Source organism: Zoogloea sp. (assembly GCF_041914405.1).
In the GTDB taxonomy this organism is placed as follows: domain Bacteria; phylum Pseudomonadota; class Gammaproteobacteria; order Burkholderiales; family Rhodocyclaceae; genus Zoogloea.
The window spans coordinates 76,127-102,713 of record NZ_JAYSDK010000013.1; the positions used below are offsets into that span (position 1 = coordinate 76,127).

Consider the following 26,587-nt stretch of genomic DNA (forward strand, 5'->3'; position numbering starts at 1 on the left):
TGGTGCCCAGAAGAGGACTCGAACCTCCACGCCTCGCGGCACTAGTACCTGAAACTAGCGCGTCTACCAATTTCGCCATCTGGGCAACGAGCCAAGAATTATAGAGTAGAAATTATCCGTGTCAATATCTAAATCAAAGAACACAAAAAAACTGAGCAAGCTGCGCCGCAGCGATCCCTTCTTCGAGCGCGAGTGCCAGAAGTATGACTTCCCGCTACCCAGCCGTGAGTTCATCATGCAGACGCTCGCCGAGCATGGTGTGCCGCTGGCGTTTGCCAATCTGGCGACGGCGCTGGACATCCTGCCGGTCGAACTCGAGTTCTTCGAGCGCCGCATGTTCGCGATGGAGCGGGATGGTCAGGTCATGCGCAACCGGCGTGGTGACTATCTGCTGCCATCCAAGGCGGACCTGATCCGCGGCACCGTGCAGGGGCATCCGGACGGCTACGGCTTTGTCGTGACCGACGAGGAGGGGCCGGATGTTTTTCTGAGCCCCAACGAGATGCGCGAAGTCCTCCATGGCGACCGGGTGATGGTCCGTCTGGCGGGTACGGATCGGCGCGGGCGGCCGGAAGGCAAGATCGTCGAAGTGCTGGAGCGCGCCAATACGCGCATCGTCGGCCGCGTGCTGGTCGAGCATGGCGTGGCCCGAGTTGTGCCGGAGAACCGGCGCATCGCGCAGGAAGTGCTGCTGGCGCCTGGTGGTAAGAAGAAGGTGGCGGCTGGGCAGGTGGTGGTGGTTGAGCTGATCGAGCAGCCTACCCGCTATGCGCAGCCGATCGGCCAAGTGGTCGAGGTGCTTGGCAACTACGCGGATCCCGGCATGGAGATCGAGATCGCCCTGCGCAAGCATGAGCTGCCCTTCGAGTTCTCCAAAGCCGCCAAGGAGCAGGCTCGGCGTCTGCCTGACAAGGTGCGCAAGATGGACTGGAAGGGCAGGGCAGACCTTACGGCCCTGCCCTTGGTGACCATTGACGGCGAGACGGCGCGGGACTTTGACGATGCCGTCTACTGTGAGAAGCAGGGCCGTGGCTTCCGCCTCGTGGTGGCGATCGCCGACGTGTCCCATTACGTGACGGTCGGTTCGGCGTTGGATGGGGAAGGCTACGAACGTGGCAATTCGGTTTACTTCCCGCGGCGGGTGATCCCGATGCTGCCGGAGAAGCTGTCCAACGGGCTTTGTTCGCTCAACCCGCAGGTGGAGCGCCTGTGCATGGTGTGTGACATGGCGATTTCCCAGACCGGGGCGATCAAGCAGTACCGCTTTTACCCGGCGGTGATGTTCTCGAAGGCGCGCCTGACTTACAACCAGGTGGCGGCCGCGCTTTACGATCAGGATCCGGCGGCGATCGACAGCGTCGGCGAGCTGCTGCCCCATCTGCAGAACCTGGACAAGCTGTTCCGCGTGCTGCTGAAAGCACGGGCCAAGCGGGGGGCGATCGACTTCGAGACCCAGGAGACCCGGATGATCTTCGACGACAACGGCAAGATCGAGAAGATCGTGCCGGAGAGCCGTAACGATGCGCACCGCCTGATCGAGGAGTGCATGCTGGCGGCCAACGTGTGTGCGTCGGAATTCCTGAGCGCCCATGAGCATCCGGCCCTGTATCGGGTGCACGAAGGGCCCACGCCGGAGAAGCTGGCCAAGCTGAGGGAGTTCCTGGGTGAGTTCGGGCTGCAACTGGGCGGAGGTGAGGAGCCTCATGCCTCTGATTACGCGAAGCTGCTCGAAAAGATTCAGGATCGTCCGGATCTGCAGCTGCTGCAGACGGTGATGCTGCGCTCCCTGCGCCAGGCGGTGTATAGCCCGGACAACGTAGGGCATTTCGGGCTTGCCTACGAGGCCTACACTCATTTCACGTCGCCCATCCGCCGCTATCCGGATCTGCTCGTCCACCGGGCGATCAAAGCGGTGCTGACGGGCGAGCAATACACACCGGCCCAGGAGGGAGGCGTTTGGGACGAGATTGGCCTGCACTGTTCGATGACGGAAAGGCGGGCAGATGAAGCCGACCGGGACGTGGAGAACTGGCTCAAGTGCTACTACATGCAGGACCGCATCGGCGAGGAGTTCGACGGCAGCGTCTCGGCGGTGGTACCTTTCGGCCTCTTTGTCGCCCTCGACGATGTCTTTGTCGAAGGCCTCGTGCATATCTCCGACTTGGGTAGTGACTACTTCCACTTCGACGAGGCGCATCACGCGTTGGTCGGCGAGCGGACCGGAGAGCGCTATCGCTTGTCCGACCGGGTGCGCGTCCAGCTGGTACGGGTCAATATGGAAGCGAGCAAGATCGACTTCCGCCTGATCCAGGGGCCGCGGCGGCCGACCGAGCGGGTCGGCAAGACCGAGCGTGAACGGGCGGGTGTGGCTGCTGTCGTGCCCGCGGCTGAGACTCCCCTTGCTCCGGTCGAGCTTCGTCGGCGCGTCGTGAAGAGTGATGTGGCTGTCGAAGCGACTCCCGGCGTTGGTGCGAAGAAAAAGGCCAGAAGCAGCGCCAAGGAAGCGGCGCCGTCAAAGCCCGGCAAGTCGAAGGCAGGCAAACCCTCCAAGAAGACCAAGGCCGCCAAGCCGCGCAAGAGCGCCGCTGGCGGAGCAAAGAAGAAAGTGAAAGCTCGTGTCTGATCAGTCCAATTCCCGCCTCATTTATGGTTTCCATGCGGTGCTTGCCAAGCTCCGCCATGACCCGGAAGGCATTTTTGAAATCTATACCGATGCGCAGCGCAACGACGCCAGGGCCCGGGATCTTTTGCGCCATGCCGAGCAACTGGGGGCGCGGGTAATTCCGTCGGAAGGCGAGCGTCTAGACAAAATGGTGGGCACCCGCCGGCATCAGGGCGTCGTAGCCCGTGTCGACTCCCGTCGCAAGGAGCTTAAGCTGCCTGATGTCCTCGATGGCCTGACCGAACCCGCCTTGCTGCTGGTGCTTGACGGCATCCAGGACCCCCACAATCTCGGTGCCTGCCTTCGGGTTGCCGATGCTGCGGGTGCGCACGCTGTCATCGCGCCCAAGGACAAGGCGGTCGGCCTCAATGCGACTGCGGTGAAGGTGGCCAGCGGGGCCGCTGATACGGTGCCCTACATTACGGTAACCAATCTGGCCCGGGCCCTGCGGGAAATGCAGGAGGCGGGCGTATGGGTGCTGGGGGCCGCCGGGGAGGCTGAGAAGTCCATCTATACCGTAGACCAGAAGGGGCCGACTGCCTGGGTTCTTGGTGCCGAAGGGGATGGTTTGCGACGACTGACCCGCGAAACCTGCGACGAACTCGTGCGCATCCCGATGTACGGGACCGTCGAAAGCCTGAATGTGTCGGTGGCCAGCGGCCTCTGTCTGTTCGAGGCACGTCGCCAGCGTAGCGCGGCTTGAGCGTGAAGATCGGCTACCGGGAGGCCCGCCGTCTGCTACGTCAGTGCAGTAGCGGGGCTCTCGGTTCCCATTCGGTCACTGAGCCGGGGTTTCCCTATGTGACCCTGTTGCCTTATGTGCTGGATGATGAGTGCCGGCCGATGTTCCTGCTGAGCGATCTGGCCGAGCATACGCGCAACGTGAAGGCGGATCCGCGGGTTAGCCTGCTCGTCGCCGATGGGGCTGGCGGGCCACTGCAGCAAGCACGCATGACCCTGCTCGGACGGCTGGCGGCGGTGGAACTGGATGGGCTGGGGCGCGAGCGTTTCCTGCGCTACAGCCCTGAGTCCGAGGATTTTCTGGCGTTTGGGGATTTCCGGTTTTATCGCCTGGATCCCCTCAAGGTCCGCTTCATTGCCGGGTTTGGCCGGATGGGCTGGAGCGAGGCGGAGGTCTTTTCGCATGGTCTTGGCGGAGCAGATGAGCAGACGCTGCTGAAGCGCCTGGTCTCGCGCGTGCCGGTTGGTGTCGAACTTCTCGGTATTGACTGGGAGGGTATCGATATCCGTGTCGCCGGAGTCTTCCGCCGATTGGAGCTCGATGCCCCGCCGCCTTCCCTTGAAGAGCTGGAGGCGGCGGCAGAGGCGGTGCTCGACGGCCTTTCGGGCGGTCCGTTAGGGCTGCCCGGGAACATCGCCTGACTTCAGTCCACCCGGTTGAGCTTGTCCATGTACTGTTTGGTGAAGACCCGATCTGGCAAGTCCTTGGGTGTCATCTGGGAGTAGCGCAGCACTGAGACCTCCCCCTTCTTGAGTGCATCTTCCATGATCAGTTGGGTGGGGCGTACGCGGCCGCCAAGGCTCTGGTATTTTTCGTACTTGCAGACTTTCAGCAAGCGGTCGGACAGAGAGTAGAACTCCGCCCGGTGGGGCCAGTTGTTCGACTGGCGTACCCAGTACAGCACTTTTGCGTACGTGACGCCCCGGTCGACGGCGGCGAGTTCAAGCACGTACATCTTTTCCCCGTCGATCGTCTCCGTGCGCAGGATCTTTGGTTCGTAGTCGCCGGCGAAGTTCGCGCGTGCCAAGTCCCCATTGGCAACCTGGCCGGTTAGGCGCTGGGCGAGGGAGAGTCGCACAGGCTGAGAGACATTGGGCATGAAGACCCACAGGTCGCGGCCGCGCATCAGCATGGCCTGGCCCTTGTCGCTGGCCGGTTCCAGGGTCTGGACGATTGTGTTCTCGTTGCCTTTCGAGAGGATCCGGTACTTCCGATCTTCTGCCTGCTCGCCGGGTGTGCTCGAGTTGATGTCGATGACCACCTGGAAGCCGTCGCGGGGGAAGCGCACTTCGTCGGCTTTGGCGACGACGCTGCGGGCAAGTTCCACGTCATCGGCATGGGATATCCCGCTGCCGCAGAGAGCAGCGCCCGCAAGGGCGAGGGCTGCACAGCGTGCCAGAATTTGAGGAAGGGAAAATTTAAGGCTCATAATGTTATCCTTGAAAAGCAAACAACATAGACTCGCGCACCGATGCCAATTATTCGTGTTGACAACGTAAGCAAGGTTTATCAGCTCGGTGAGCAGGAAGTGACAGCTCTTGAGGGGGTGTCCTTGACTGTTGAGCCTGGTGTGTTCATGGCGATTGCCGGCCCTTCGGGGAGCGGAAAGTCGACACTTCTCAATATCATGGGATGCATCGACACACCAAGCAAGGGGACGGTTGAAATCGAGGGCAAGGATGTCTCCGGTCAGACTCCGGACGAACTGGCCGGTGTCAGGGCTAGGACCATCGGCTTTATTTTCCAGACCTTTAATCTGTTGCCGGTGCTGTCTGCCGAAGAGAACGTCGAGTACCCCCTGCTGCAGATGCCGGAGGTCTCAAAGGAAGAGCGGCAGGACCGGGTGGCCCACTACCTGTCGATGGTGGGCCTGGGCAAGTATGCCCGTCACCGCCCGAACCAGCTCTCAGGTGGCCAGCGCCAGCGCGTGGCGATTGCCCGGGCGTTGGTGACGAACTCCCGCGTCGTGCTGGCGGACGAGCCCACGGCCAACCTCGACCGGCGAACCGGGGAGAGCATCCTTAACCTGATGCGCGATATCAATCAGAACTCGGGCACCACTTTCGTCTTCTCCACCCACGACAAACGGGTGATGAACCGTGCGGATCGCTTGGTGCGCATGGAGGACGGGAAGATCACGGCGCTCGGCTTGAAGCGCGATGGAGCGTGGATCTTCGTGCAGGACCGCCGGACGCCGGGTGATGACCCCGATATTTGATCCATTTAGATAATAGAAAAGAGGGGAAGGTGATGAGATTCACGTTGAAACCCGGCAGCCTCGGGTTGGCTTTGACCTGCCTGCTGGCAGGTGGGCATGCGCTTGCCGCCGATGCGGATCTCGGTCTGGATGATGATCTAGAGGGTTCGAAGTCGGTCCAGACGAGTGGCCACCTGCAGTTTGATCTGGCCCGGACCTACGCCAGGCCTGAGCACTGGTCGATGGCGCGCGGGCGTGCCGAATTGGCGGCCCAAGGGGGAGGGGCTGGCTTCAAGTGGAAGATTTCCGGGCGAGCCGATGCGGATGCCGTTTTCGGGATCGATTCAGGCATCTATCCGGACCAGGTCAGGCGAGACCAGCAGTACGAGTTCAGTTTAAGGGAAACCTTCGTCGACTTTTCCGCTGGCGACGTGGATTTCCGCATTGGTCGCCAGCACATCATCTGGGGCGAAATGGTCGGACTGTTCTTTGCCGACGTAGTGTCTGCACGGGATCTGCGCACCTTCTATTTGCCCGACTTTGAACAACTCCGGATTCCCCAGTGGGCAGCCCGGGCTGAATATTATTTCGGCGATACGCATGCCGAGCTCGTGTGGATTCCGGTGCCGAGTTACGACAAGATCGGCAAGCCCGGCGCAGAGTTTTATCCCTTGCCTAAGGGTGCCAATGTGCGGGGGGAGGTCAAGCCGGATTCCTCGCTTGGCAACACCAACTGGGGTGGGCGATTGTCCCGTCTGGTGGGGGGCTGGGATCTGTCCGGTTTCTACTATCGCAGCGAGGATGTGGCCCAGACCTTCTACATGGTGGGCGCCAACGAGTTTGAGCCGCGCCATGAGCGAATCAGCCAGGTGGGTGGAACCCTGGCCAAGGATTTTGGCGACTTCGTCCTGAAGAGCGAGGTCGTGCATACCCGGGGCCGCAAGTTCACCAGTTACAACCCGACTGCGCAGTTTGGGTTGGTTGCGCAGAACACGCTGGATTACGTGGTGGGGGTGGATATCCCGGCGTTCAAGGACGGCCGGGTGAATCTCCAATACTTTGCCCGCCGGATGCTGGATCATGACCCTTTCACCGGCCTGGAGCGTACCGAGGCTGGCGGGAGCATTCTCCTGAACACCAAGATCACCAAGGCCTGGGAGGCTGAGGCCTTATTGGTCTCGATGTTCAGCCGCACGGACTACATGTTCCGACCCAAGGTGATCTGGTCTGCCTCGAAGAGCTGGAAAATGACTTTTGGCGCCGACATCTTCGGAGGAAAACCCGAAGGACTGTTTGGTCGATATGACCAGCAGGATCGCGTCTACACGGAGGCGCGGTGGTATTTTTGAGGCGGCAGGAGCTGCGGTCGTGCAATCGGCATGTTAAGCAGCTACGCATTGCCAATAGGAAAAATGGCGTGGGCATGTGGCCTTTCTCCCATGGCGTGATGTTTTTCTCCGGGTTGGCCTTGTGGGCTGCCGTAATATCGGCTCGTTATCATTGGATGGCTGAGGGTTGGCCGAATTGAGGGGAAGTACCTTATGAAACGTGTTTTCACGATGGGTGTGCTGGCATGTGTCGCCGCAGGTCTGGTGGGCTGCGCTACAACCTATCCGCCCGCTCCGGCAACCGTGGCGAATGGCGATTACAACTATCTGATCGGCCCCGGTGATTCGGTCAATATCGTCGTGTGGCGCAACCCAGAGCTGTCCATGTCGGTTCCTGTGCGTCCTGATGGCAAGATCACGACCCCGCTGGTTGAGGATCTCCCGGCTGCCGGCCGTGATTCGACTGCACTGGCGCGGGAAATCGAGAAGGCGCTGGCCAAGTACATCCGCGATCCAGTCGTCACGGTCATCGTTACCGGTTTCGTTGGGCCTTTCTCCGAACAGATCCGTGTGCTCGGCGAGGCAGCCAGGCCGCAGACGCTGCCTTACCGGCAGCAGATGTCCCTGCTCGACGTGATGATCGCGGTTGGCGGCATCACCGATTTTGCTGACGGCAACCATGCGACCCTGCTGCGTACCGCTGAAGGTAACAAGCAATACACGGTTCGAATCAAGGACCTCGTAAGACGTGGCGATGTGTCCGCCAACGTGGAAATGAAGCCGGGCGATGTGCTGATCATTCCCCAGAGCTGGTTCTGATCCGTTTCTTGATGTGACCATCCCGGGATGGCCCGGGAGGTCAGTTTTCGGAATTTCCTGATGGAAGACATTCTTCGACAGCTGTCGATCGTCCTGCGTAGCATGTGGCTCTACCGTTGGTGGGGGCTCGCCGTTGCGTGGATCGTTGGGCCGATTGCGGCCGCCACGGTGTACTTGTTGCCCGACCGCTACGAGTCGTCGGCGCGAGTGTATGTAGATACGCAGTCGATTCTCAAGCCGCTGATGTCGGGCCTGGCGGTTCAGCCGAACGTCGATCAGCAGATCAGCATCCTGAGCCGTACGCTCATCAGTCGTCCCAACGTAGAGAAGTTGATCCGTATGGCCGACCTGGATCTTGCCGTGAAGAGCAAGGAAGACCGGGAGGTCCTGATCACCAAGGTCACCAAGGCCCTGGAAATTCGTGTGGCGGGGCGCGACAACCTTTACACCCTCGTCTATACGGACACGGATGCCGAGCGTGCCAAACGCGTCGTGCAGTCGCTGGTTTCCATGTTCGTTGAGTCGGGGCTTGGCGACAAGCGCAAGGACTCAGATTCGGCTCGCAAGTTCATCGATGAGCAGATCAAGAGCTATGAGCAGAAGCTCGAGGAGGCTGAGAACCGCCTGAAGGAATATAAGCTGCGCAACATGAACACGCTTGGCGGGGGGCGCGACTACTTTGCCAAGATGAACGAGGCCAACGAGCAGCTGAATCAGGCGCGCCTGGCCTTGCGTGAGGCGGAGAATTCCAGGGACGCTCTGAAGCGTCAGATCACAGGGGAAGATCCCGTCCTGTTGGCTGAGAATCCGTCTGGCGCGTCGCTGGCTACCGTGTCGGTTCCCGAACTGGATGGACGTATCGATGCGCTCAAAAAGAGCCTTGATACGCTGCTGCAGAAATACACCGATCAGCACCCGGATGTTGTTGGTGCGCGGAAGATGATTGAGACCCTGGAAGCCCAGAAGGCCAAGGAGGTTCAGGCCCGGCGGAAAGCTGCTGCGGCTGGCGGCCCCACTGCTGCCGCGTCGTCCGTCAATTCCAACCCGGTCTATCAGCAGCTGAAGATGTCCTTGGCCGAGTCCGAGGCGAACGTGGCGTCCCTCAAGGCGCGGGTTGCAGAGTACGAGAACCGGGTCAAGATCCTGGCATCGTCCTCGCGCATGCTGCCCCAGATTGAAACGGAACTGACCCAGCTGAACCGCGACTACGACATCAACAAGCGCAACTACGATGCTCTGGTGGCCCGGCGTGAGTCGGCCTCGATGGCAGTCGAAATGGGGGCGACGTCCGGTGTGGCGGATTTCCGGCTGATCGATCCTCCGACCGTACCCAGCAAGCCGACGGCGCCAAACCGTTTGCTGCTGATGCCGGCGGGCGGCATCGTTGCCCTCCTGCTCGGTGCGGCGGTGGCCTTCCTGATGAGCCAGATTCGTCCGACCTTTGCGGATACGCACGCCTTGAGGGAAGCAACAGGCCTGGCTGTCCTTGGTTCGGTGAGCCGATTGGCTGATGCCGATTGGCTACACAAGCAGCGTCGCGGAAAAATCGCCTTTCTGATCGGCGTGGCCACTCTTGTTGGCCTCTTTACGGCCATGACGGTCTCGTTAATGTTGGTCAGGATGGCTTGAGGGTAGAACATGAGCATCATCGAGAAAGCCGTCGAGCGGCTTGAACAACTCCAGAAAGCCGGCGCAGCTGCAGAGCCCCAGACCGAAGTGCAGGAGGCCGTGACGGCCCCGCCAGCGCCTGCTGATGTGCCGCCGCCGACGGTTGCAGCTGTGCCAACTGTTGAGACGCCGAAGCCGACGACTCCATCGCCGGCTCCCCTGAACACGCCGGTCAATAGCGACCGTTATGTCGAGATCGATCTGGACCGCCTGAACTCCTTGGGCATCGTGACCCCGAATGCGCCGCGGTCCCTGATCGGAGACGAATACCGGATCATCAAGCGTCCTCTCCTGCGTAACGTGCAAGGCAAGAGCGCAGCCGAGGTCAAGAACGCCAATCTGATCATGGTGACGAGTTCTCTTCCCGGGGAGGGAAAGAGCTTCAGCTCGATCAACTTGGCAATCAGCATGGCGATGGAGCTCGATCACACGGTGCTGCTGATCGACGCCGACGTTTCGCGGCCGTCCGTGTTGAATGTGCTGGGCCTGCCGCCGCGCAAAGGCCTGATGGATGTCATGACGTCAAAGGACGTCGAACTGGGTGACGTCCTGCTCAGGACCAACATCGAGAAGCTGAGTCTCCTGCCGGCGGGTACGCCTCATCCCCGGGCTACAGAACTGCTGGCCAGTGATGCGATGAACAACCTGCTGGCGGAACTGGCCGAGCGGTATTCGGACCGGATCATCGTCTTCGATTCTCCGCCTCTGCTCGTCACCACGGAATCCCGTGTGCTGGCGACGCATATGGGCCAGATCGTTATGGTCGTCGAGGCGAACAAAACCACCCGCGCGGCCGTCAAGCAGGCCTTGGCGACGATCGATTCCTGCCCGGTGCGCCTGATGCTGTTGAACAAGACCCAGCATGCCAGCAGTGATTCCTATGGTTATGGCTATGGGTACGGTTACGGCTATGGGTACGGCTATGGGCATGGATCGAAGGAGAACACGTGAGAGTTCGCCGTCAATCCGAGCACAAGCCGTTCCTGTTTCCCTGCTGCCTGACGACACTCGCCCTTTTCATCAGTGGCATTGCTTCCGCGCAACAACTGCCCTCCCTGTCTGATCCGGCTGCGCCCGGCAGTGGTGGTGGCGTTGCGCAGGGGGGCGCAGCACAGCCTGGGGCTGCGCGTGGCCTGACGATCGTTCCGTCCCTACGGGTAACCGAAACGGTTACGGACAATGTCCTGTTGGCCAAGAGTTCTGAGGCGCGTTCGGACTACATCACGCAGATCACTCCGAGTCTCAGCGTCGCGTCCAAGAGCGGTGCCGTGCAGGGAAACCTGCAGGCCATGTTCAATGGCGCCTTCTATGGTGAGGATCAGAGCCGTAACCGGGGCTTCCTCACGATGCGTGGAGCGGGGCGGGTTGAGGCGTGGAAGCAGCATGGCTTCATCGACCTGAACGCTTCGGTGAGTCGGGAGACAATTTCGGCCTTCGGCCCCCGACCTGGCGACTCCGTCACGGGTACGGGCAATCTGAGTGAGGTCCGCAATTTCGTGGTGGCCCCGTATTGGGTCCAGCGCTTCGGCGTGAACGGCAATGCCGAATTGCGGTACCTATTCAGTGAAACGGATTCTTCCACGGGCGCTTTCAAGCAGTCGACGCGTAATGTCGTGTCGTTCAACATTGGCGACCCTGCCGCGTTCGGCAATCTCGGCTGGAGCGTAGTCGGTTCCGACAGCGTCATGAGTACGTCCGGCCGGCGTGACCTGAAGCAGCAGAGTGTCCGCTTCGCCGGCTTGGCCCGGCCTGGTGCCTCGTTGCAGCTGCGTTTGATCGGTGGGGTCGAGAGCAATAACATCCGTACCGTTGATACCCAGCAGTCGAGCATTTATGGCTTGGGTGCCGACTGGACACTGAGTCAGGCAACGAAGGTCACCGCGCTGTGGGAAGAGCGTTACTTCGGTCCTGGGGTCCTGATTTCGGCCGACCACCGCAGCCCCTTGTATGCGCTCAATTTGCGATATTCGAGGGACGTGATGTCCACCAGCCAGGCCCTGGCTGCGATTTCCGAGGTGGACACCTACGAACTCCTGATGTCCTTGGCCAAGAATAGCCACCCTGATGCCGTCGAACGTGACGCCTTTGTGCGCCAGTACATTGCTGACCGTGGCCTGCCGGAGAATATTGGTATCAGCCAGTCGGTCCTGTCCAACGGGTTGTTCCTGGACAAGCGGTTTCGGGTGGGCTTGAGCCTGCTCGGAGCGCGCAATACTCTGGTATTTTCGGCCTCTCACTCGGAGCGGGACCGCCAGACCGAACAGTCGTTCTCGGTGTTTGGAGGCGATTTCCAGAACTCGAACCGGATCAGGGAAGTGAGCGGCTCGGTGACGCTGAGCCACACTATCAATCCGCGGCTGTCGGCAAATATCGGGCTGACCCTCTCCAACAGTCATCGTGATGCCGGTGATGCCACCCTTGCCCAGACTAGCCGCATGCGTCGGGTGAACGCGGGGGTCGTCAGCAAGCTCTCGCAACGGGCCAATGGCACGTTGAGCTTCCGGAGCCTCAAGGGCGACGGAGCCACCAATTACAGTGAGAACGCAGCCATCGCAACGGTTGCCATCACATTCTGATCCTCCTATATGTACGAAGCCCATTTCGGTTTGAAAGGGAAGCCCTTTCAACTCAATCCGGATCCCAGTTTCTTTTACGGCAGCCGCGGTCACCGTCGGGCGATGGCGTACCTGGAGTATGGACTCCATCAGAATGAAGGGTTCATCGTCATCACAGGCGAAGTCGGTGCCGGCAAGACCTTGCTGGTGCGCAGCCTTCTAGAGAAACTCGATCCGGGCAAGATCGTTGCTGCGAACCTGGTTAGTACCCAGATCGATGCAGATGACATCCTGCGCCTCGTTGCGGCCTCGTTCGGTATTCCCAGCAAGAATCTGTCAAAAAGTGACCTCTTGCTGGCGATCGAGGCTTTTCTGGTTTCCATGACAGCCCAGGGCAAGCGTGCCCTGCTGATCGTGGACGAGGCGCAGAACCTGACCCAGCGTGCCGTTGAAGAGTTGCGCATGCTGTCCAACTTCCAGCTGGAAGATCACGCCTTGCTGCAGAGTTTTCTGGTCGGCCAGCCAGAGTTCCGGACGATCATGCAGAGTCCGGAGATGGTTCAGCTTCGCCAGCGCGTGATTGCGTCCTACCACCTCGGTCCCCTCGACGTGCAGGAAACGCAAGCCTATGTGGAGCATCGGCTGAATTGTGTCGGGTGGAGCGGGAATCCCGCCTTCGAGCCTGAGGCAATGAAGGGCATCTTCGAGCACAGCCAGGGGATTCCGCGTCGTATCAATGCGCTGTGCGACCGGATCATGCTGGCGGCCTTCCTGGGCGAGCAAAGGCGTATTTCAAGCGACACCGTCGAGCAGACGGCGGCCGAGATGCGCGAAGAGCAAGTGGTGCCTGACACTGGCGCAGACCCGGCCAGAGCCTTCGGGCAAACGCCAGCAGGGGTCGATCTGCAACGCATTCTGGCCAATCCCCAGGCCGCGCGTGCTTTGGCCGAGATTGGACCGGGCTACGATGCGGCGCGTATCGAGGAGCGGCTCGCCCTGCTGGAACGGACCTTGTCGACAACTCTTAACGCGTTGACCCAGTTGATCGGGACGGCGCAGCAGGCCTCCAGGCCGGAAAACGACGTGGGTTCAAAATGAGTGTCGCTGATGAGTCCCGTGTCCGGAATGCGTTGACCATCGATGTGGAGGACTATTTCCAGGTCTCTGCACTGGCCTCCCATTTTCCGAAGGATGTCTGGGACGACACGCCCTGTCGTGTGGAGCGTAATGTTCAGCGGATCCTCGAAATGCTCCGTGAGCACGGGGCGAAGGCCACCTTCTTTACCTTGGGGTGGATCGCGGAACGCTATCCGGCGCTGATCCGGCTGATTACGGACGAGGGCCATGAACTGGCCAGCCATGGATATGGCCACGAACGGGCCAGCGCGCAAACGCCGGAGGCATTTCTCGCCGACATCAAGCTGGCCAAGGTCGTGCTGGAGGACATCTCCGGTCGTGAGGTGAATGGTTATCGGGCGCCGAGCTTTTCCGTCGGAGCATCAAACCCCTGGGCTCACGGCTGTATCGAGGAGGCAGGGTATCGCTACAGTTCGAGCGTGTATCCGGTCAAGCACGACCATTATGGCGTGCCAGATGCACCCCGTTTCCCGTATGTGGTCGGGGCTGGGCTGGTGGAGATTCCCATCAGCACGGTGCGTCGTCTCGGCCGTAACTGGCCGGTGGGCGGCGGGGGCTATTTCCGGCTCTTGCCTTACCCAGTTTCGGCCTGGGGTATCCGGAAGGTGAATGAGGAGGATGGAAAACCGGCGATCTTTTATTTCCACCCTTGGGAGATCGATCCGGAGCAACCGGTGGTGCAGCAGGCGGGCGCCAAAACGCGCTTTCGTCATTACGTCAATCTGTCGCGTACCGAGGCCCGTCTGCAGCGTCTTTTGCAGGATTTCGCCTGGGGGCGGATGGACGAGGTATTTCTCCCGGCTAATCGGCCGGCAGCTTAAGGTTTTCCCATGTCTGATGTGATCGTGCGTCCTTATGCAGACGGTGACGCTGCGCGCTGGAATGAGTTTGTTTTTGCCTGTCCTGATGCAACTTTTTTCCATCGGATTGAATGGCGGGACCTCATGCAGCAGGTCTTTCGTCATCGTACCCATTATCTGCTGGCTGAGCGTGGAGGACGAATTGTTGCCGTTCTCCCGCTGGTCGAAGTCAAGAGTGCATTGTTCGGCCATGCGCTGACCTCGTTGCCGTTCGCCGTATATGGTGGTATCGCGGGCAGCGATGCCGAGGCTGTGATGGCCTTGGAGGCCGCCGCTGAAACCCTGGCTGAAAGCGCCGGGGTGCAGCATCTTGAGTACCGCAACCTCACCGAGCGTCATGCGGAATGGCCGCGGCAGGATCTGTATGTGACTTTCCGCAAGGAGATCCAGGCAGACGATGAGGCCAACATGCAGGCCATACCGCGCAAGCAGCGGGCAATGGTGCGCAAGGGCATCAAGAACGGACTGCTCAGCGAAATCGACAGTTCGGCCGACCGTTTTTTTGCGCTGTATTCCGACAATGTGCTGCGGCACGGCACGCCGGCACTGCCGAAGAAATTCTTCGAAGCCTTGCTGAAGGTTTTCGGTCACGATTGCGACATCCTGACGGTGAGCTCCGCAGAAGGAAAACCGCTGTCGTCGGTACTGAGCTTTTATTTCCGCGATGAAATCCTGCCTTACTACGCAGGGGACGACGTAGCGGCCCGTGATCTGGCTGCCAACGATTTCAAGTACTGGGAACTGATGCGTCATGCGGTTGCCCGCGAATGCCGGATTTTCGATTACGGACGAAGCAAGGTGGGTACCGGACCCTATCACTTCAAGAAGAACTGGGGCTTTGAGCCCATTTCGCTGTCCTACGAGTATCGTCTTTTCAAGCGGGATTCGATCCCGCAGAACAATCCCATGAACCCCAAATACCGTGCCTTCATCGCGCTCTGGAAGCGACTTCCGATCGGCGTGGCCAATTGGCTCGGACCTGTGTTGGTGCGCAATCTGGGGTAGGCATGGTTGATCTCCAAGAAACGTCCGGTCCGGTTGAGGCAGTCAGGAGAGGCCTGGTGAATACCTCGGTTCGCTACACCCTCATCGTCCTGGGAGCCGTGTTTGCATGGGTCCTGGCGTGGTATCACGGGACGGCCGCGGCGGTATTCGAGATCTGGTGGCGTTCCGATACCTTTGCCCACGGCTTACTCGTGTTGCCGATCTTCGCGTGGCTGGTGTGGCGTAGTCGCGACCGGTTGAGCGGAGAGGTGGTGCGGCCCCGCTGGATCATGTCCGTGCCACTGCTGCTGGCGGGGCTGTTGTGGTTGTTGGGGGAGCTTGCCAGTGTCGCCTCGGCAACGCACGTGGCGCTGTCGCTGCTTCTTGTCTTCAGCCTGCTCGGGGTGCTGGGGGCGCGCCTGTCCAGGGTGATGGCCTTTCCGATCCTATTCCTGTTTTTCGGAGTACCCATCGGCGAGTTCCTGCTGCCGGTCATGATGAAATACACGGCGATGTTCACCGTCGCGGCGGTGAGGATGTCCGGTGTGCCGGTATATCAGGAGGGACTGCATTTCATCGTGCCGAACGGGCGCTGGTCGGTCGTCGAGGCGTGTAGTGGTGTGCGTTACCTCATCGCGTCGTTCATGGTCGGGGCGCTTTATGCGTACCTCAACTACCGGACGCTGCGGCGGCGTCTGCTGTTTATGGTGTGTGCACTTCTCGTTCCGATCCTGGCCAACTGGCTGCGCGCCTACATGATCGTGATGCTGGGCTATCTGAGCAACAACACGCTCGCGACGGGGGTTGACCATCTGATCTATGGTTGGCTGTTCTTTGGCGTCGTCATCATGCTGATGTTCTGGATCGGTGGTCGCTGGCGGGAGGATGTCAATCCAGCGACGGCATCATCGGATGTGCAGCCGGCCGAAGTGGATACGCCGAAGCTTTCCACGCTGCTCGCGGGGGTTGCACCGATCGCAATCGCCGTCGCAATCTGGCCGGTTGTGCTTGGTATGCTGGAGCGCCATGAGGCTGCGCATGCGCATCTGGTTCCCATGGTTCCGGCATTACAGGTCGACGCCGGATGGTCAGAGGTGCCAGCGCCATCGAGCTCGTTCAAACCCTCATTCACCGGGTTCAGGCAGGATCTGCTGCGCCATTTTTCGGATGGTCGCCACCAGGTGTCGGCGTATGTGGCGGTCTATGGGCAGCAGCGGAGTGGCAGTGAGCTCGTGCAGAGTGCAAACCAGCTGCTCCTGCCTTCTGACAGTGACTGGAGCTGGCTTGCGGACGGGAGAGGGCCGGATTCCGGCAGCGGGTATTGGCGGCGCTCGGTACTGGCCGGGCACGGCAGTCAGGTCGTCGTCCTGTCGGGCTACTGGATCGATGGCCGTCTGGTGACTAACGATTATCTCGCCAAGGCCCTACTGGCCGTGACGAAGCTGATGGGACGCCCGGATACTTCAGCTTATGTAGCCATCTGGGCGAGTGGCACTGATGAGCAGCGCGCCGCTGAGTCTCTGGAGGCTTTTGAGCGTGCGAATGCCAAGGCGCTACTCCAGGCCTTGATCGGGGGGGGATAGCCGCAATGATGCATCCATATGAATCGTTGGTCGGGATGAAAAATGCATGCCGAGTTCGCGCAGGAATCCCGCTGACTCGGGGTAGAATGCCGCCCCGCCGGAATCATTCAATAGGCATCGGGCTGCCGTTGTGTGGCAGATCGATGGACAACAGGTAGAGAACTATGTGCGGTATCGCCGGACTCTTTGATACGAGGGGCAAGCAGACGTTTGCGCGGGAGCTCATCCAGCGCATGAACGACATCCAGCAGCATCGGGGGCCGGACGAAGGGGGCTATCACTTCGAGCCGGGCATCGCCTTCGCCCACCGCCGTTTGTCTATCATCGATATCTCGACCGGCCAGCAGCCGCTGTTCAACGAGGATGGGTCGGTGGTCGTCGTCTTCAATGGCGAGATCTACAATTACCAGGAGCTGATCCCCGAGCTGACTGCCCTGGGGCACCGTTTCCATACCCGGAGCGATACCGAAGTTATTGTCCACGCCTGGGAGTCCTGGGGCGAAGATTGTGTCAAGCGATTTCGCGGCATGTTCGCGTTCGCGCTGTGGGATCGCAACCGGCAGACCTTTTTCTTGGCGCGTGACCGGATGGGTGTCAAGCCCATGTATTACGCGGTGCTGCCCGATGGGGCCCTGGCGTTTGGATCGGAGCTGAAGGTGCTGATGCAGCACCCGGGGCTCGACAAGACCATTGATCCGCTGGCCGTCGAGGAATATTTTGCGCTGGGCTACGTTGCCGAGCCGCGCACCATCTTCAAGGGGGCCCGCAAGCTCGACCCTGGCTTTTCCCTGGCCATTCGTCACGGACAGCCGATCCCCGCCCCGAAGCCGTACTGGGATGTGCGCTTTACGCTCGATAACCGCCTCAGCCTGCAGGATGCGACGGCCGAACTGACCGAGCGCCTGCGGGAGTCGGTGCGTCTGCGCATGATCGCCGAAGTGCCGCTCGGTGCCTTCCTCTCGGGCGGTGTCGATTCGAGTGCGGTGGTGGCCACGATGGCGGGAATTTCCGGCGAGCCGGTGAATACCTGTTCGATCGGGTTCGACGACCCGGCCTTCAACGAGTCGGCGTTCGCCCAGATGGTGGCGGACCGTTACCACACCAACCACCGTGTCGAGACCGTCCAGTCCGACGATTTCGACCTGATCGATACGCTAGCGGCCCTTTACGACGAGCCCTACGCCGACAGTTCCGCCATTCCGACCTACCGGGTTTGCCAGCTGGCCCGCAAGCACGTGACGGTCGCCCTGTCCGGCGATGGCGGCGACGAGAACATGGGGGGCTACCGGCGCTACCGTTTCCACATGATGGAGGAGCGGATGCGCAGCGGCCTGCCGTATTCGGTTCGCAAGCCGGTGTTCGGGCTGCTCGGCCGCTTGTATCCCAAGGCGGATTGGGCGCCGCGGGTGTTCCGGGCGAAGACCACCTTCCAGTCGCTGGCGCGGGATTCCGTGCAGGCCTACTTCCATTCGGTGTCCATCCTGCGCGATGACATGCGTCGCCAGCTGTTTTCCCCGACATTCCGTAACCAGCTAGCTGGCTACAACGCAGTTGAGGTGTTTCGGCGTCATGCTGAGAACGCGGGTACCGACGACGCGCTGGCCCTGGTGCAATACCTCGATATCAAGACCTACCTGGTCGGCGACATCAACACCAAGGTCGACCGGGCCAGCATGGCGCACTCCCTGGAGGTGCGCGAGCCCTTGATGGATCACCCGCTGGTGGAGTGGCTGGCCAGTTTGCCGACCCACCTGAAGATCAAGGGGCAGGAAGGCAAGTATCTGTTCAAGAAGGCGATGGAGCCTATGCTGCCTCACGATGTGCTGTACCGGCCCAAGATGGGCTTTTCGGTTCCGTTGGCGCGCTGGTTCCGTGGGCCGCTCAAGGACCGGGTGCGTAGCGCGATGCTCGGGGACACGCTGGCTTCCACCGGACTGTTCAATCGCAAGTATCTCCAGCACTTGGTGGATGCCCACCAGAGCGGAGCGCGTGACTACAGCTCACCGCTGTGGACGCTGCTGATGTTCGAGGCCTTCCTGCGCAACAGCAAACTGGGCGTCGAGCCAGCCCCGATCCTGGGGGCCGCATGAGTCTGCGCATTCTGCACGTTCTGGACCACTCGTTGCCGTTGCATAGTGGTTACGCCTTCCGCACCGTTTCCATTCTCCGTGAGCAGTGCAAGCTCGGTTGGGAGACCTTCCATCTGACGACGCCCAAACAAGGCGCAAGCACGGGAGGGCGCGAGGAGGCCGATGGCTGGACTTTTTATCGGACCGCCAATTCCGGCCAGGAAGGCCTGGTGGCCCAGATGCGCCTGACCGCAGCGCGGCTGGATGAACTGGTGGATGAGCTGAAGCCGGACATTCTTCATCCCCATTCCCCTGTTCTCAACGCCTTGCCGGCCCTGTGGGTTGGGCGCAAGCGCAAGATCCCGGTGGTGTATGAGATGCGCGCGTCGTGGGAGGATGCGGCGGTGGACCACGGAACCACCACCGAGGGCAGCCTGCGTTACCGAGTCTCGCGGGGGCTGGAGAGTTTCGCCTTGCGGCGCGCTGATCAGGTGACGACGATCTGTGAAGGCTTGCGTGGCGATATCCGCGTGCGTGGCGTGGCGGACGATCGGATCACCGTGATTCCGAATGCGGTCGATGTGGCTACTTTCCAGTTCGGTGCCGAGCCGGATCCGGCATTACGTGCCTCCCTCGGGCTGGACGGCAAGACCGTGCTTGGCTTTGCAGGCTCGTTTTACGGCTATGAGGGTCTTGACCTGCTCATCGACGCAACCTGCAAGCTGATCCCGGCTTATCCGGATCTCTGTGTCCTGTTGGTCGGTGGTGGTCCGCAAGAGGCAAATCTCAAGGCACAGGTTCAGCGCCTGGGCCTTTCGGAGCGGGTGATCTTTACCGGACGGGTACCTCATTCGCAGGTGCAGCGTTATTACGAACTCATCGATGTGCTGGCCTATCCGCGTTTGCCGATTCGCCTGACCGAACTCGTTACCCCGCTCAAGCCGCTGGAAGCCATGGCGCAGGGGCGCATGTTCGTGGCCTCCGACGTGGGCGGGCACAAGGAGCTGATCCGCCATGGCGAGACCGGATTCCTTTTCCGTGCCGGCGATGCTGATGCACTGGCGGCGGCCATCAGTGATGTATTGGCGCAGCGAGGTGCCTGGCCGAAGGTGAAGGCACAGGCACGGCAGTTTGTCGAAGTGGAGCGGACCTGGGAGAACAGCGTGGCCCGTTATCGTGAAGTCTATCGACGTGCCCTGGCGAGCTATGGGCGCGTCCTGAATTTCTGAGGTTGCAAGGTGTGCGGCATTCACGGGCTTTACCGATTTGACGGGCAGCGGGTTGAGCCCGCGATGCTTTCCGCGATGGGGGATCAGACTGTTCATCGCGGTCCGGATGACGAGGGGCAGCATATTGAGGGCCCCTGTGGCATTGCGATGCGCCGCTTGTCCATCATCGACCTGGCCGGCGGGCACCAGCCCATTTCCAATGCCGACGACAGCCTGTGGTTGGTCTGCAATGGGGAAATCTACAATTTCCGGGAGCTGCGCGAAGAGTTGCGGGGCTTGGGGTTTCGCTTCAAGACGGGCTCGGACAGTGAGGTCGTCCTGCATGCCTACGATGCCTTCGGCGACGAGTTCGTGCATCGGCTCAATGGCATGTTCGACTTTGCGCTCTGGGACGGCCGTCGAAAGCGGCTGCTGATTGGACGCGACCGTATCGGCGTCAAGCCGCTGTACGTGCTTCAGGATAGGCAACGCTTGGCCTTCGCAACCGAGGCCAAGGCGTTGCTGGCGCTGCCCGGCGTGAGCGCCGAGCTGGACCGCGCCCAACTGGCCAGCTACCTGCATCTGGGCTATGCCGCCGCACCAGGCTCGATGTTCAAGGGCATCCGCAAGTTGCCGCCGGCAACCCTGCTGGCCATCGAGAACAATCAGGTCAGGGAATGGCGTTACTGGCGCCTGCCGAGCGTGATTGAACGAAGTGTTTCTGAGGCCGAGTGGATCGCCCGCGTGAAGGCACGGCTCGAAGAGTCGGTGCGCATGCAGATGGTCAGCGATGTACCAATCGGGGCTTTCCTTTCCGGGGGCGTGGACTCGAGCGCTGTGGTGGGTTTCATGGCCCGCCACTCAGAGCAGCCGATCCGCACCTACGCCATTGGTTTCGAAGGCGGTGTGGCGGAGAGCCTGTATAACGAGCTGCCGTATGCGCGGCAGGTGTCCAAGCTGTTCGGCACCGAGCATCATGAGATCGTCGTCAAGCCCGATGTGGTGTCCCTGCTGCCCAAGTTGCTCTGGCACATGGATGAGCCAGTGGCGGACACGGCGTTCATCACGACCTATCTGGTGTCGGAGTTTGCGCGGCGCGACGTCAAGGTGATCCTGTCCGGGGTCGGCGGGGATGAGCTGTTCGGCGGCTATCGCCGTTATCTCGGCGGGCATTACGCCGAGCGCTTCCATCGTCTGCCAGGTTTTGTGCGTTCGGTGGCGAGGACTGTCGCCAACCGCCTGCCCAGTGACCGGCACTCCGGTCTTCTCAACACCTTGCGCCTGGCCAAGGGCTTCATTGCCTCCGCCGACATGCATGCAGATGACCGCTATCGGAGCTACCTCCAGGTGCTGGCCCGGGACGTCGTGTCGGGGATGTTGCTGGAGCCGGGAGCCGGTACGCCAGACCCCTTGGGTGATGCCTTTGCCCGTGCTGGATCCAATGATGATCTGAACCGTATGTTTGCTGTGGATGCGGAAACCCAGCTCCCCGACGACCTGCTGCTGCTGACTGACAAGATGAGTATGGCGGTGTCCCTGGAGTGTCGGGTTCCGCTGCTGGATCACGAACTTGTCGAGCTTGCAGCGTCGATTCCGGCTTCGCTCAAGGTCAAGGGGGGGCGCCTCAAGCATTTGATGAAGGAGAGCCTTGCCGACCTGTTGCCGGCGGATATCCTGGATCGCAAGAAGCGGGGCTTTGGAACGCCGATGGGGGCTTGGCTGAAGCGTGATCTGGCACCCGTCCTGCGGCAGCTTTTGTCCCGGGAGTCTGTCGCCCGGCGCGGCTTGTTCCGCCATGATGCAATCGCCGCGCTGATGGCCGATCACGAGGCCAACCGGGCCGATGGCACGGATGGCCTGCTGTCCCTGATGAACCTGGAGATCTGGAGCCGGATCTATCTCGACCGGCGTGAGCCCGGCGATGTCGCGGCCGAGCTCAAGAGCTACACCCAATGAACATCCTTTACGTTTGTCACCGTTTCCCCTATCCGCCGAAGCGGGGGGGCAAGATTCGTCCTTTCAACATGATCCGCCACCTGACGGAGAAGGGGCATAAGGTTACCGTGTGTTCCCTGGCCCGTTCCACGGCAGAGGCCGAGGAGGGCAGGGGCATTGCTCCCCATTGCCAGGCATTCGAAGTCGGCCTGGTGAGCAATCCGGTGCAGGTGGTGCGCATGGTGGCGCGATTGCCGCTCGTCACTCCGTCGTCGATGGGCTTCTTTTACTCGCCGGATTTGAAGCGCAAGATTGATCATCTACTAGCCAGCCAGCAGTGGGATCTCATCTTTGTCCATTGCTCGTCAGTTGCCCAGTATGTGGAGCACGTCACCGACGTACCGAAGATTATCGATTACGGTGACATGGATTCCCAGAAGTGGTTGGAGTATGCCAATTACAAATCCTTTCCGCTGTCCCTGGGCTATCGCCTGGAGGGCCTGAAAATGCTGGCGGCTGAAAAGCGCCTGGCGGGAAAGTTCGACATGGGTACTGCAACCACCCGCGCCGAATGGGAAACCTTGAACTCCTACAACACCGGCCTGACGACCGACTGGTTTCCCAATGGTGTGGATGCGTCCTTCTTCAGTCCGGATGGCACGCCCTACGACCCGGATACGATCAGCTTTATCGGTCGAATGGATTACTACCCGAACCAGGAATGTATGTTCCGCTTCTGCGAGCAGGTGTGGCCATTGCTCAGGAAGGGGCGGCCGCAGATGAAGCTGCTCATTGTTGGCGCTGACCCGTCTCCGGCTGTTCGTAAGCTCGGTGAGCTGGAAGGGGTTACGGTGACGGGTTCGGTGCCCGATGTGAGGCCGTACGTACGTGGGGCCGCTCTGATGGTTGCGCCGCTGAATATCGCTCGGGGTACGCAGAACAAGATCCTCGAGGCGATGGCCATGGGGGTTCCAGTCGTGACCAGCAGCATTGCCGCTGGTGGCGTCGATGCCGAAGCCGAGAAGCATTTCCTCGTTGCGGACACGCCGGACGCGTATGCTGCAGCCATCAGAAGGATCTGTTCCGATCCCGCCGAACGAAGCCGTCTCGCTGACGCCGGGCGTGCCCGCATGCTGAGTCATCACGCTTGGCCGCGCTCAATGGAACGGCTCGATGGGATCATCGAGCGCTGCGTCAAACAGTTTCAGGAAAACAAGGGAAAACGCAAATGAAGATCAGTATTTTTGGCCTGGGCTACGTCGGCGCGGTGTCGCTGGCCTGCCTCGCACGCGACGGTCATGAGGTGATCGGTGTGGACATCGACCAGACCAAGCTCGATCTCATCCGCGACGGCAAGACGCCGGTGGTCGAAGAGGGCATGGTCGACCTGATGAAGAGCGTGGTGGCCAGTGGCCGCGTGTCGGTAACGACCGATGCGGTGCATGCGGTACTGAACAGCGATATTTCCCTCGTTTGTGTCGGGACCCCGTCCGCCGCCAACGGCAGCCAGGACCAGGGGGCCGTCTTGCGCCTGGCCGACAGCATGGGGCAGGCGATCCGTGAGAAGAGCACGCCCCACGTGGTAGTGTTCCGTTCGACACTGGTGCCCGGCACCGTCGAGGATGTGCTGCGCCCCATCATCGAGGCGGGTTCCGGCAAGAAGGATGGCGAGGGTTTCCACCTGTGCTTCCAGCCGGAGTTCCTGCGTGAAGGGTCCTCCATCCGCGATTACGACAAGCCGCCGTTCACGGTTGTCGGGGCCAACCATGCCTATCCCATCGAGCGCCTGAAGGAACTGTTTGGCCATCTGCCTTGCAAGTTCCTCGATACTTCCGTCCGCTCGGCGGAGATGATGAAGTACTGCTGCAATAACTTCCACGCTCTCAAGATCACCTTTGCCAACGAGACTGCACGCCTGTGCGAGGCGCTCGGCGTCAATCCTTTTGAGGTGATGGATCTGGTCTGCCAGGACACGCAGCTCAACATCTCCCGCGCTTACCTGATGCCCGGCTTCGCCTTTGGGGGCTCCTGTCTGCCCAAGGACCTGCGAGCTACGACTTATCTTGCCAAGAAGCACGACGTGGAAATCCCGATGTTGGCCGGCATCATGCCGTCCAACCGCAATCACGTTGATCTGGCGATCGAGCGGATTCTGGCGACCGGCAAGCGGAAGGTCGGCTTCATCGGTTTGTCGTTCAAAACCGGTACCGACGATCTGCGTGAAAGCCCGCTGGTGACGCTCGCGGAGCAGTTGATCGGCAAGGGCGTGCATTTGTCAGTCTACGATCCCGAGGTGCACCTGTCCCGTCTGTTGGGCGCCAACAAGAGCTTCATCGAGCGCCATGTGCCGCATATCGGCGAACTCCTCAATGCTGATGTCGAGGAAGTCATCAAGAGCTCCGAGGTGCTGGTGCTGGGGCTGTCCACGCCGTCTATCCAGGACGCCCTGGCGACGTACGTGAGGGACGACCAGTATGTGCTGGACCTGGTTGGCATCAAGTCCAAGGCGTCAATTAGGGGGCGTGTCCAGGGCCTGTGCTGGTGAGGTGTCCGGTGCCCCGTGGCCCCCTCGAGCGGGGAGCCCGGCTGCTCTTCTGGGGCTGTCTGGCGGTCGTCGTACTTTGTTCGGCGAGTCTGGTGCCCCATCTCACGGCTTCGTCCGAGTTGGTCCGTCTGCGTAATGCATTGTTGCTCGACGCGGAGCCTGCTAACGCGGTCTGGACACCCGCGGCGCTGCCGCCCGATTTTCGTGCTGGATCACCTGCCAGCACGGATCCGAAGTTTGCTGATCTGGCCCGGCGTTTCAGTTTACGCATCGAGGGGGATGACTGGGGCACGGCATTGCGGATTGGCCAGATTCTGCGTCAGCCGGGTCGCGCTCCCGGAAATCCCATTCAGTCGAGCCTTTCGGAGACCTACCGTCGCATCACGGACAACGCGGAAGGCTACTGCGCCGATTTTTCGGATGTGTTCACTGCGCTTGCCCAGGCCTCCGGGGTGTTTTCCCGCTCCTGGGCCTTTTCGTTCGATGGCTTCGGCGGGCATGGCCACGTCTTCAATGAGATCTGGGACCGGCGCAGCGGCCGTTGGATCATGCTCGACGTGTTCAACAACTTCTATTTCGTGGATGCAGCCGGACGTCCGTTGTCGGCGCTCGAGGTTCGTGACGTCCTGTTGTCGGGCGGAGCTCCGAGGATGATTCCTGTTGCACCGGCGTCTCCGCCGGGTTACCGCTATCCCGAGAAGGCTATCGACTACTACCGCCGAGGCTTGCCTGAGTGGTATTTGTGGTGGGGGAACAATGTCTTCGAGAACGATCGCTCAAGTCTGGTCCGGTTGGCCTCGAAAGCCGGCCGGAGCGCAGAGCAGCTACTGGCGCTCGGGGCAGGCTTGTATCCCCATATCCGGATTCTGGAGAGCCGCGACAATGAGGTTCAGCGCCAGCAGCTGGAGAATATCCGCTTGCGCCTCGTCACTCTGCTGGTGGCCGGGGTGTTTGCGGCCGGCGCCGCGGTGAGCTGGTGGTGGGCGGCGCGTCAACGCAGGAAAGCGGTGCATGCCGGGTGAGGCGCAAGTGACGATCGGAAACGATACCGAACTCCCCGTTGCACCGGAGGAGCAGGGGAGCAGGACGATCTACGTGTTGTCCTCCCTCTTTCCCAGCCGCATTCAGCCGACGGCTGGGCTGTTTGTACGGGAGCGCGTGTTTCGTCTGCGGCCCGCTTTTCGGCTTGTCGTGATCTCCCCGCAGCCCTGGTTTCCGTTGCAGTCGCTGATCCGCTGGTTCCGTCCGGGTTATCGACCTGACACGGGGCGCTTTGAGAAGCAGGATGGCGTGGAGGTGTTTTTTCCGCGATTTTTCTCGCTGCCCGGCGTGCTGCGGCGCCTGGACGGCCTGTCGATGGCCTTGTGCACCCTGCCTTTGTTGCTGAGGCTCCGGCGGTGCTACGGGGAGGGCATTCTTGACGCCCATTTTGCCTATCCGAATGGACGGGCTGGAGTTCTGCTTGGAAGGTGGCTCGGCTGGCCGACATCTATTACGTTACGCGGTACCGAGACACGCCAGCTGAAGGATCCCGCCTTGGCGCCTCAAGTCGTGTCCGCAGTCCGGGAGGCGGACCAGGTGATCAGCGTGTCGGACTCCCTGCGCCAACTGCTGGTGGGGGCAGGGGCCGCAGCCGATCATATCGAGGTGGTCGGGAATGGTGTGGACATCGGCAAGTTCACCGCGATCCCTCGCGATGAGGCGCGGCGGCGCATGGATATCCCGGCGGATGCATCGGTGCTGATTTCCGTGGGCGGGCTCGTCGAGCGCAAGGGATTTCACCGGGTGCTGGAGATTCTGCCCGAGTTGATCGGGCAGTTCCCGCAGCTTCGGTATGTCATCGTAGGGGGAGGTAGTCCGGAAGGGGACATGTCGGATGCCTTGCGTGGACAGGTTCGCGACCTTGGTCTTTCCGGGCACGTGATCTTCACCGGGCCTCTGCCGCCGGAGCAGTTGGCACTCCCCTTGAGTTGTGCCGATGTGTTTGTCTTGTCCACGCGGAATGAGGGGTGGGCCAACGTGTTCCTCGAGGCCATGGGGTGTGGCTTGCCTGTCGTGACAACGGCCGTCGGAGGTAATGCCGAGGTCGTGTGTTCCGCTGATCTGGGAACGGTGGTTCCCTTCGGAGACAGGGCAGCCTTGCGTGATGCAACTGCTGCCGCGCTGGTGCGGGATTGGGATCGCCAGTACATCATGTCCTATGCGCGGGAAAACGCATGGGAAGCGCGTGTGCGCATTCTGGTCGAGCGTTTTCGTGCTTTGAGTGCTGGCGCTCGGTCCGCAAGAAAGGGTTAG

At 61.0% G+C, this 26,587-nt stretch carries 21 protein-coding genes and 1 tRNA gene; 20 read left to right on the plus strand and 2 right to left on the minus strand.

Annotation, left to right across the window (positions count from 1 at the left end; genetic code table 11):
• Window positions 1-85: transfer RNA gene (locus ACE3RX_RS10130), tRNA-Leu, on the minus strand.
• Window positions 86-235: 150 nt separating this feature from the next.
• Between ACE3RX_RS10130 and rnr the strand changes: the two genes are divergently transcribed.
• The 3 genes from rnr to ACE3RX_RS10145 are packed head-to-tail and all read left to right on the plus strand — an operon-like array spanning window position 236 to window position 4,045.
• The gene (gene rnr / locus ACE3RX_RS10135; RefSeq protein ID WP_374483037.1) at window positions 236-2,623 is read left to right on the plus strand and encodes a ribonuclease R; all 2,388 of its coding nucleotides are present in this window, start codon (window positions 236-238) and stop codon (window positions 2,621-2,623) included.
• Window positions 2,616-3,365, plus strand: a complete 750-nt coding sequence (gene rlmB, locus ACE3RX_RS10140; RefSeq protein WP_374482961.1) for a 23S rRNA (guanosine(2251)-2'-O)-methyltransferase RlmB — start codon at window positions 2,616-2,618, stop codon at window positions 3,363-3,365. The genes rnr and rlmB overlap by 8 nt, the downstream gene beginning before the upstream one ends.
• Before the next feature lie 2 nt (window positions 3,366-3,367).
• Window positions 3,368-4,045 carry a HugZ family protein gene (locus ACE3RX_RS10145; protein ID WP_374483039.1) on the plus strand — a complete coding sequence of 226 codons (678 nt, stop codon included), beginning with the start codon at window positions 3,368-3,370 and terminating at the stop codon, window positions 4,043-4,045.
• 2 nt (window positions 4,046-4,047) lie between these two features.
• Here ACE3RX_RS10145 and ACE3RX_RS10150 read toward each other — a convergent pair whose 3' ends face one another.
• Window positions 4,048-4,833, minus strand: a complete 786-nt coding sequence (locus ACE3RX_RS10150) for an outer membrane lipoprotein-sorting protein (RefSeq protein WP_374482963.1) — start codon at window positions 4,831-4,833, stop codon at window positions 4,048-4,050.
• Between the two features lie 42 nt (window positions 4,834-4,875).
• Here ACE3RX_RS10150 and ACE3RX_RS10155 point away from each other — a divergent pair, with 42 nt between their 5' ends.
• The 17 genes from ACE3RX_RS10155 to ACE3RX_RS10235 all read left to right on the plus strand — a co-directional run bounded on the left by ACE3RX_RS10155 (window position 4,876) and on the right by ACE3RX_RS10235 (window position 26,587).
• Window positions 4,876-5,622, plus strand: a complete 747-nt coding sequence (locus tag ACE3RX_RS10155) for an ABC transporter ATP-binding protein (RefSeq protein WP_374482965.1) — start codon at window positions 4,876-4,878, stop codon at window positions 5,620-5,622.
• Window positions 5,623-5,654: 32 nt separating this feature from the next.
• Window positions 5,655-6,950, plus strand: coding sequence for a DUF1302 family protein (locus ACE3RX_RS10160; RefSeq protein WP_374482967.1), 1,296 nt, complete (start codon window positions 5,655-5,657; stop codon window positions 6,948-6,950).
• Between the two features lie 192 nt (window positions 6,951-7,142).
• Complete coding sequence (locus ACE3RX_RS10165) at window positions 7,143-7,748, plus strand: XrtA/PEP-CTERM system exopolysaccharide export protein (RefSeq protein ID WP_374482969.1); 606 nt, start codon at window positions 7,143-7,145, stop codon at window positions 7,746-7,748.
• 60 nt (window positions 7,749-7,808) lie between these two features.
• The gene (locus ACE3RX_RS10170; RefSeq protein ID WP_374482971.1) at window positions 7,809-9,377 is read left to right on the plus strand and encodes an XrtA system polysaccharide chain length determinant; all 1,569 of its coding nucleotides are present in this window, start codon (window positions 7,809-7,811) and stop codon (window positions 9,375-9,377) included.
• A gap of 9 nt (window positions 9,378-9,386) precedes the next feature.
• Window positions 9,387-10,367 (plus strand): XrtA-associated tyrosine autokinase, encoded by a 981-nt coding sequence (locus tag ACE3RX_RS10175; protein ID WP_374482973.1) that lies wholly within the window; start codon window positions 9,387-9,389, stop codon window positions 10,365-10,367.
• Window positions 10,364-11,992 (plus strand): TIGR03016 family PEP-CTERM system-associated outer membrane protein, encoded by a 1,629-nt coding sequence (locus ACE3RX_RS10180; RefSeq protein WP_374482975.1) that lies wholly within the window; start codon window positions 10,364-10,366, stop codon window positions 11,990-11,992. Before ACE3RX_RS10175 ends, ACE3RX_RS10180 begins: the two co-directional genes overlap by 4 nt.
• 9 nt (window positions 11,993-12,001) lie before the next feature.
• A complete protein-coding gene (locus ACE3RX_RS10185) occupies window positions 12,002-13,069 on the plus strand; it encodes an XrtA/PEP-CTERM system-associated ATPase (protein WP_374482977.1) in 1,068 nt (355 codons plus the stop codon).
• Window positions 13,066-13,929: an XrtA system polysaccharide deacetylase gene (locus ACE3RX_RS10190; protein ID WP_374482979.1), complete on the plus strand. Its 864-nt coding sequence runs from the start codon at window positions 13,066-13,068 to the stop codon at window positions 13,927-13,929. Before ACE3RX_RS10185 ends, ACE3RX_RS10190 begins: the two co-directional genes overlap by 4 nt.
• Window positions 13,930-13,938: 9 nt before the next feature.
• A complete protein-coding gene (locus ACE3RX_RS10195; RefSeq protein WP_374482981.1) occupies window positions 13,939-14,973 on the plus strand; it encodes a FemAB family XrtA/PEP-CTERM system-associated protein in 1,035 nt (344 codons plus the stop codon).
• A 56-nt stretch (window positions 14,974-15,029) separates the two neighbouring features.
• Window positions 15,030-16,535, plus strand: coding sequence for an exosortase A (gene xrtA / locus ACE3RX_RS10200; protein ID WP_374482983.1), 1,506 nt, complete (start codon window positions 15,030-15,032; stop codon window positions 16,533-16,535).
• 164 nt (window positions 16,536-16,699) lie between these two features.
• Window positions 16,700-18,625 (plus strand): XrtA/PEP-CTERM system amidotransferase, encoded by a 1,926-nt coding sequence (locus ACE3RX_RS10205; RefSeq protein ID WP_374482985.1) that lies wholly within the window; start codon window positions 16,700-16,702, stop codon window positions 18,623-18,625.
• A gap of 2 nt (window positions 18,626-18,627) precedes the next feature.
• Window positions 18,628-19,833 carry a TIGR04063 family PEP-CTERM/XrtA system glycosyltransferase gene (locus tag ACE3RX_RS10210; protein WP_374483041.1) on the plus strand — a complete coding sequence of 402 codons (1,206 nt, stop codon included), beginning with the start codon at window positions 18,628-18,630 and terminating at the stop codon, window positions 19,831-19,833.
• A 9-nt stretch (window positions 19,834-19,842) separates the two neighbouring features.
• Complete coding sequence (gene asnB / locus ACE3RX_RS10215) at window positions 19,843-21,768, plus strand: asparagine synthase (glutamine-hydrolyzing) (RefSeq protein ID WP_374482987.1); 1,926 nt, start codon at window positions 19,843-19,845, stop codon at window positions 21,766-21,768.
• Entirely contained in the window at window positions 21,765-22,979 is a 1,215-nt protein-coding gene (locus tag ACE3RX_RS10220) for a TIGR03087 family PEP-CTERM/XrtA system glycosyltransferase (RefSeq protein ID WP_374482989.1), read from the plus strand. Before asnB ends, ACE3RX_RS10220 begins: the two co-directional genes overlap by 4 nt.
• The gene (locus tag ACE3RX_RS10225; RefSeq protein WP_374482991.1) at window positions 22,976-24,292 is read left to right on the plus strand and encodes a nucleotide sugar dehydrogenase; all 1,317 of its coding nucleotides are present in this window, start codon (window positions 22,976-22,978) and stop codon (window positions 24,290-24,292) included. The genes ACE3RX_RS10220 and ACE3RX_RS10225 overlap by 4 nt, the downstream gene beginning before the upstream one ends.
• A 92-nt stretch (window positions 24,293-24,384) precedes the next feature.
• Window positions 24,385-25,314: a transglutaminase domain-containing protein gene (locus tag ACE3RX_RS10230; RefSeq protein WP_374482993.1), complete on the plus strand. Its 930-nt coding sequence runs from the start codon at window positions 24,385-24,387 to the stop codon at window positions 25,312-25,314.
• Window positions 25,304-26,587, plus strand: a complete 1,284-nt coding sequence (locus tag ACE3RX_RS10235) for a glycosyltransferase (protein ID WP_374482995.1) — start codon at window positions 25,304-25,306, stop codon at window positions 26,585-26,587. The genes ACE3RX_RS10230 and ACE3RX_RS10235 overlap by 11 nt, the downstream gene beginning before the upstream one ends.

Bases quoted from the DNA above. Each gene is read 5' to 3' on its own strand.
- rnr (WP_374483037.1), top strand. From the start codon at position 236: ATGCAGACGCTCGCCGAGCATGGTGTGCCGCTGGCGTTTGCCAATCTG.
- ACE3RX_RS10150 (WP_374482963.1), bottom strand. From the start codon at position 4,833: ATGAGCCTTAAATTTTCCCTTCCTCAAATTCTGGCACGCTGTGCAGCC.
- ACE3RX_RS10155 (WP_374482965.1), top strand. From the start codon at position 4,876: ATGCCAATTATTCGTGTTGACAACGTAAGCAAGGTTTATCAGCTCGGT.
- ACE3RX_RS10160 (WP_374482967.1), top strand. From the start codon at position 5,655: ATGAGATTCACGTTGAAACCCGGCAGCCTCGGGTTGGCTTTGACCTGC.
- ACE3RX_RS10165 (WP_374482969.1), top strand. From the start codon at position 7,143: ATGAAACGTGTTTTCACGATGGGTGTGCTGGCATGTGTCGCCGCAGGT.
- ACE3RX_RS10170 (WP_374482971.1), top strand. From the start codon at position 7,809: ATGGAAGACATTCTTCGACAGCTGTCGATCGTCCTGCGTAGCATGTGG.
- ACE3RX_RS10175 (WP_374482973.1), top strand. From the start codon at position 9,387: ATGAGCATCATCGAGAAAGCCGTCGAGCGGCTTGAACAACTCCAGAAA.
- ACE3RX_RS10185 (WP_374482977.1), top strand. From the start codon at position 12,002: ATGTACGAAGCCCATTTCGGTTTGAAAGGGAAGCCCTTTCAACTCAAT.
- ACE3RX_RS10190 (WP_374482979.1), top strand. From the start codon at position 13,066: ATGAGTGTCGCTGATGAGTCCCGTGTCCGGAATGCGTTGACCATCGAT.
- ACE3RX_RS10195 (WP_374482981.1), top strand. From the start codon at position 13,939: ATGTCTGATGTGATCGTGCGTCCTTATGCAGACGGTGACGCTGCGCGC.
- ACE3RX_RS10205 (WP_374482985.1), top strand. From the start codon at position 16,700: ATGTGCGGTATCGCCGGACTCTTTGATACGAGGGGCAAGCAGACGTTT.
- ACE3RX_RS10220 (WP_374482989.1), top strand. From the start codon at position 21,765: ATGAACATCCTTTACGTTTGTCACCGTTTCCCCTATCCGCCGAAGCGG.
- ACE3RX_RS10225 (WP_374482991.1), top strand. From the start codon at position 22,976: ATGAAGATCAGTATTTTTGGCCTGGGCTACGTCGGCGCGGTGTCGCTG.
- ACE3RX_RS10235 (WP_374482995.1), top strand. From the start codon at position 25,304: ATGCCGGGTGAGGCGCAAGTGACGATCGGAAACGATACCGAACTCCCC.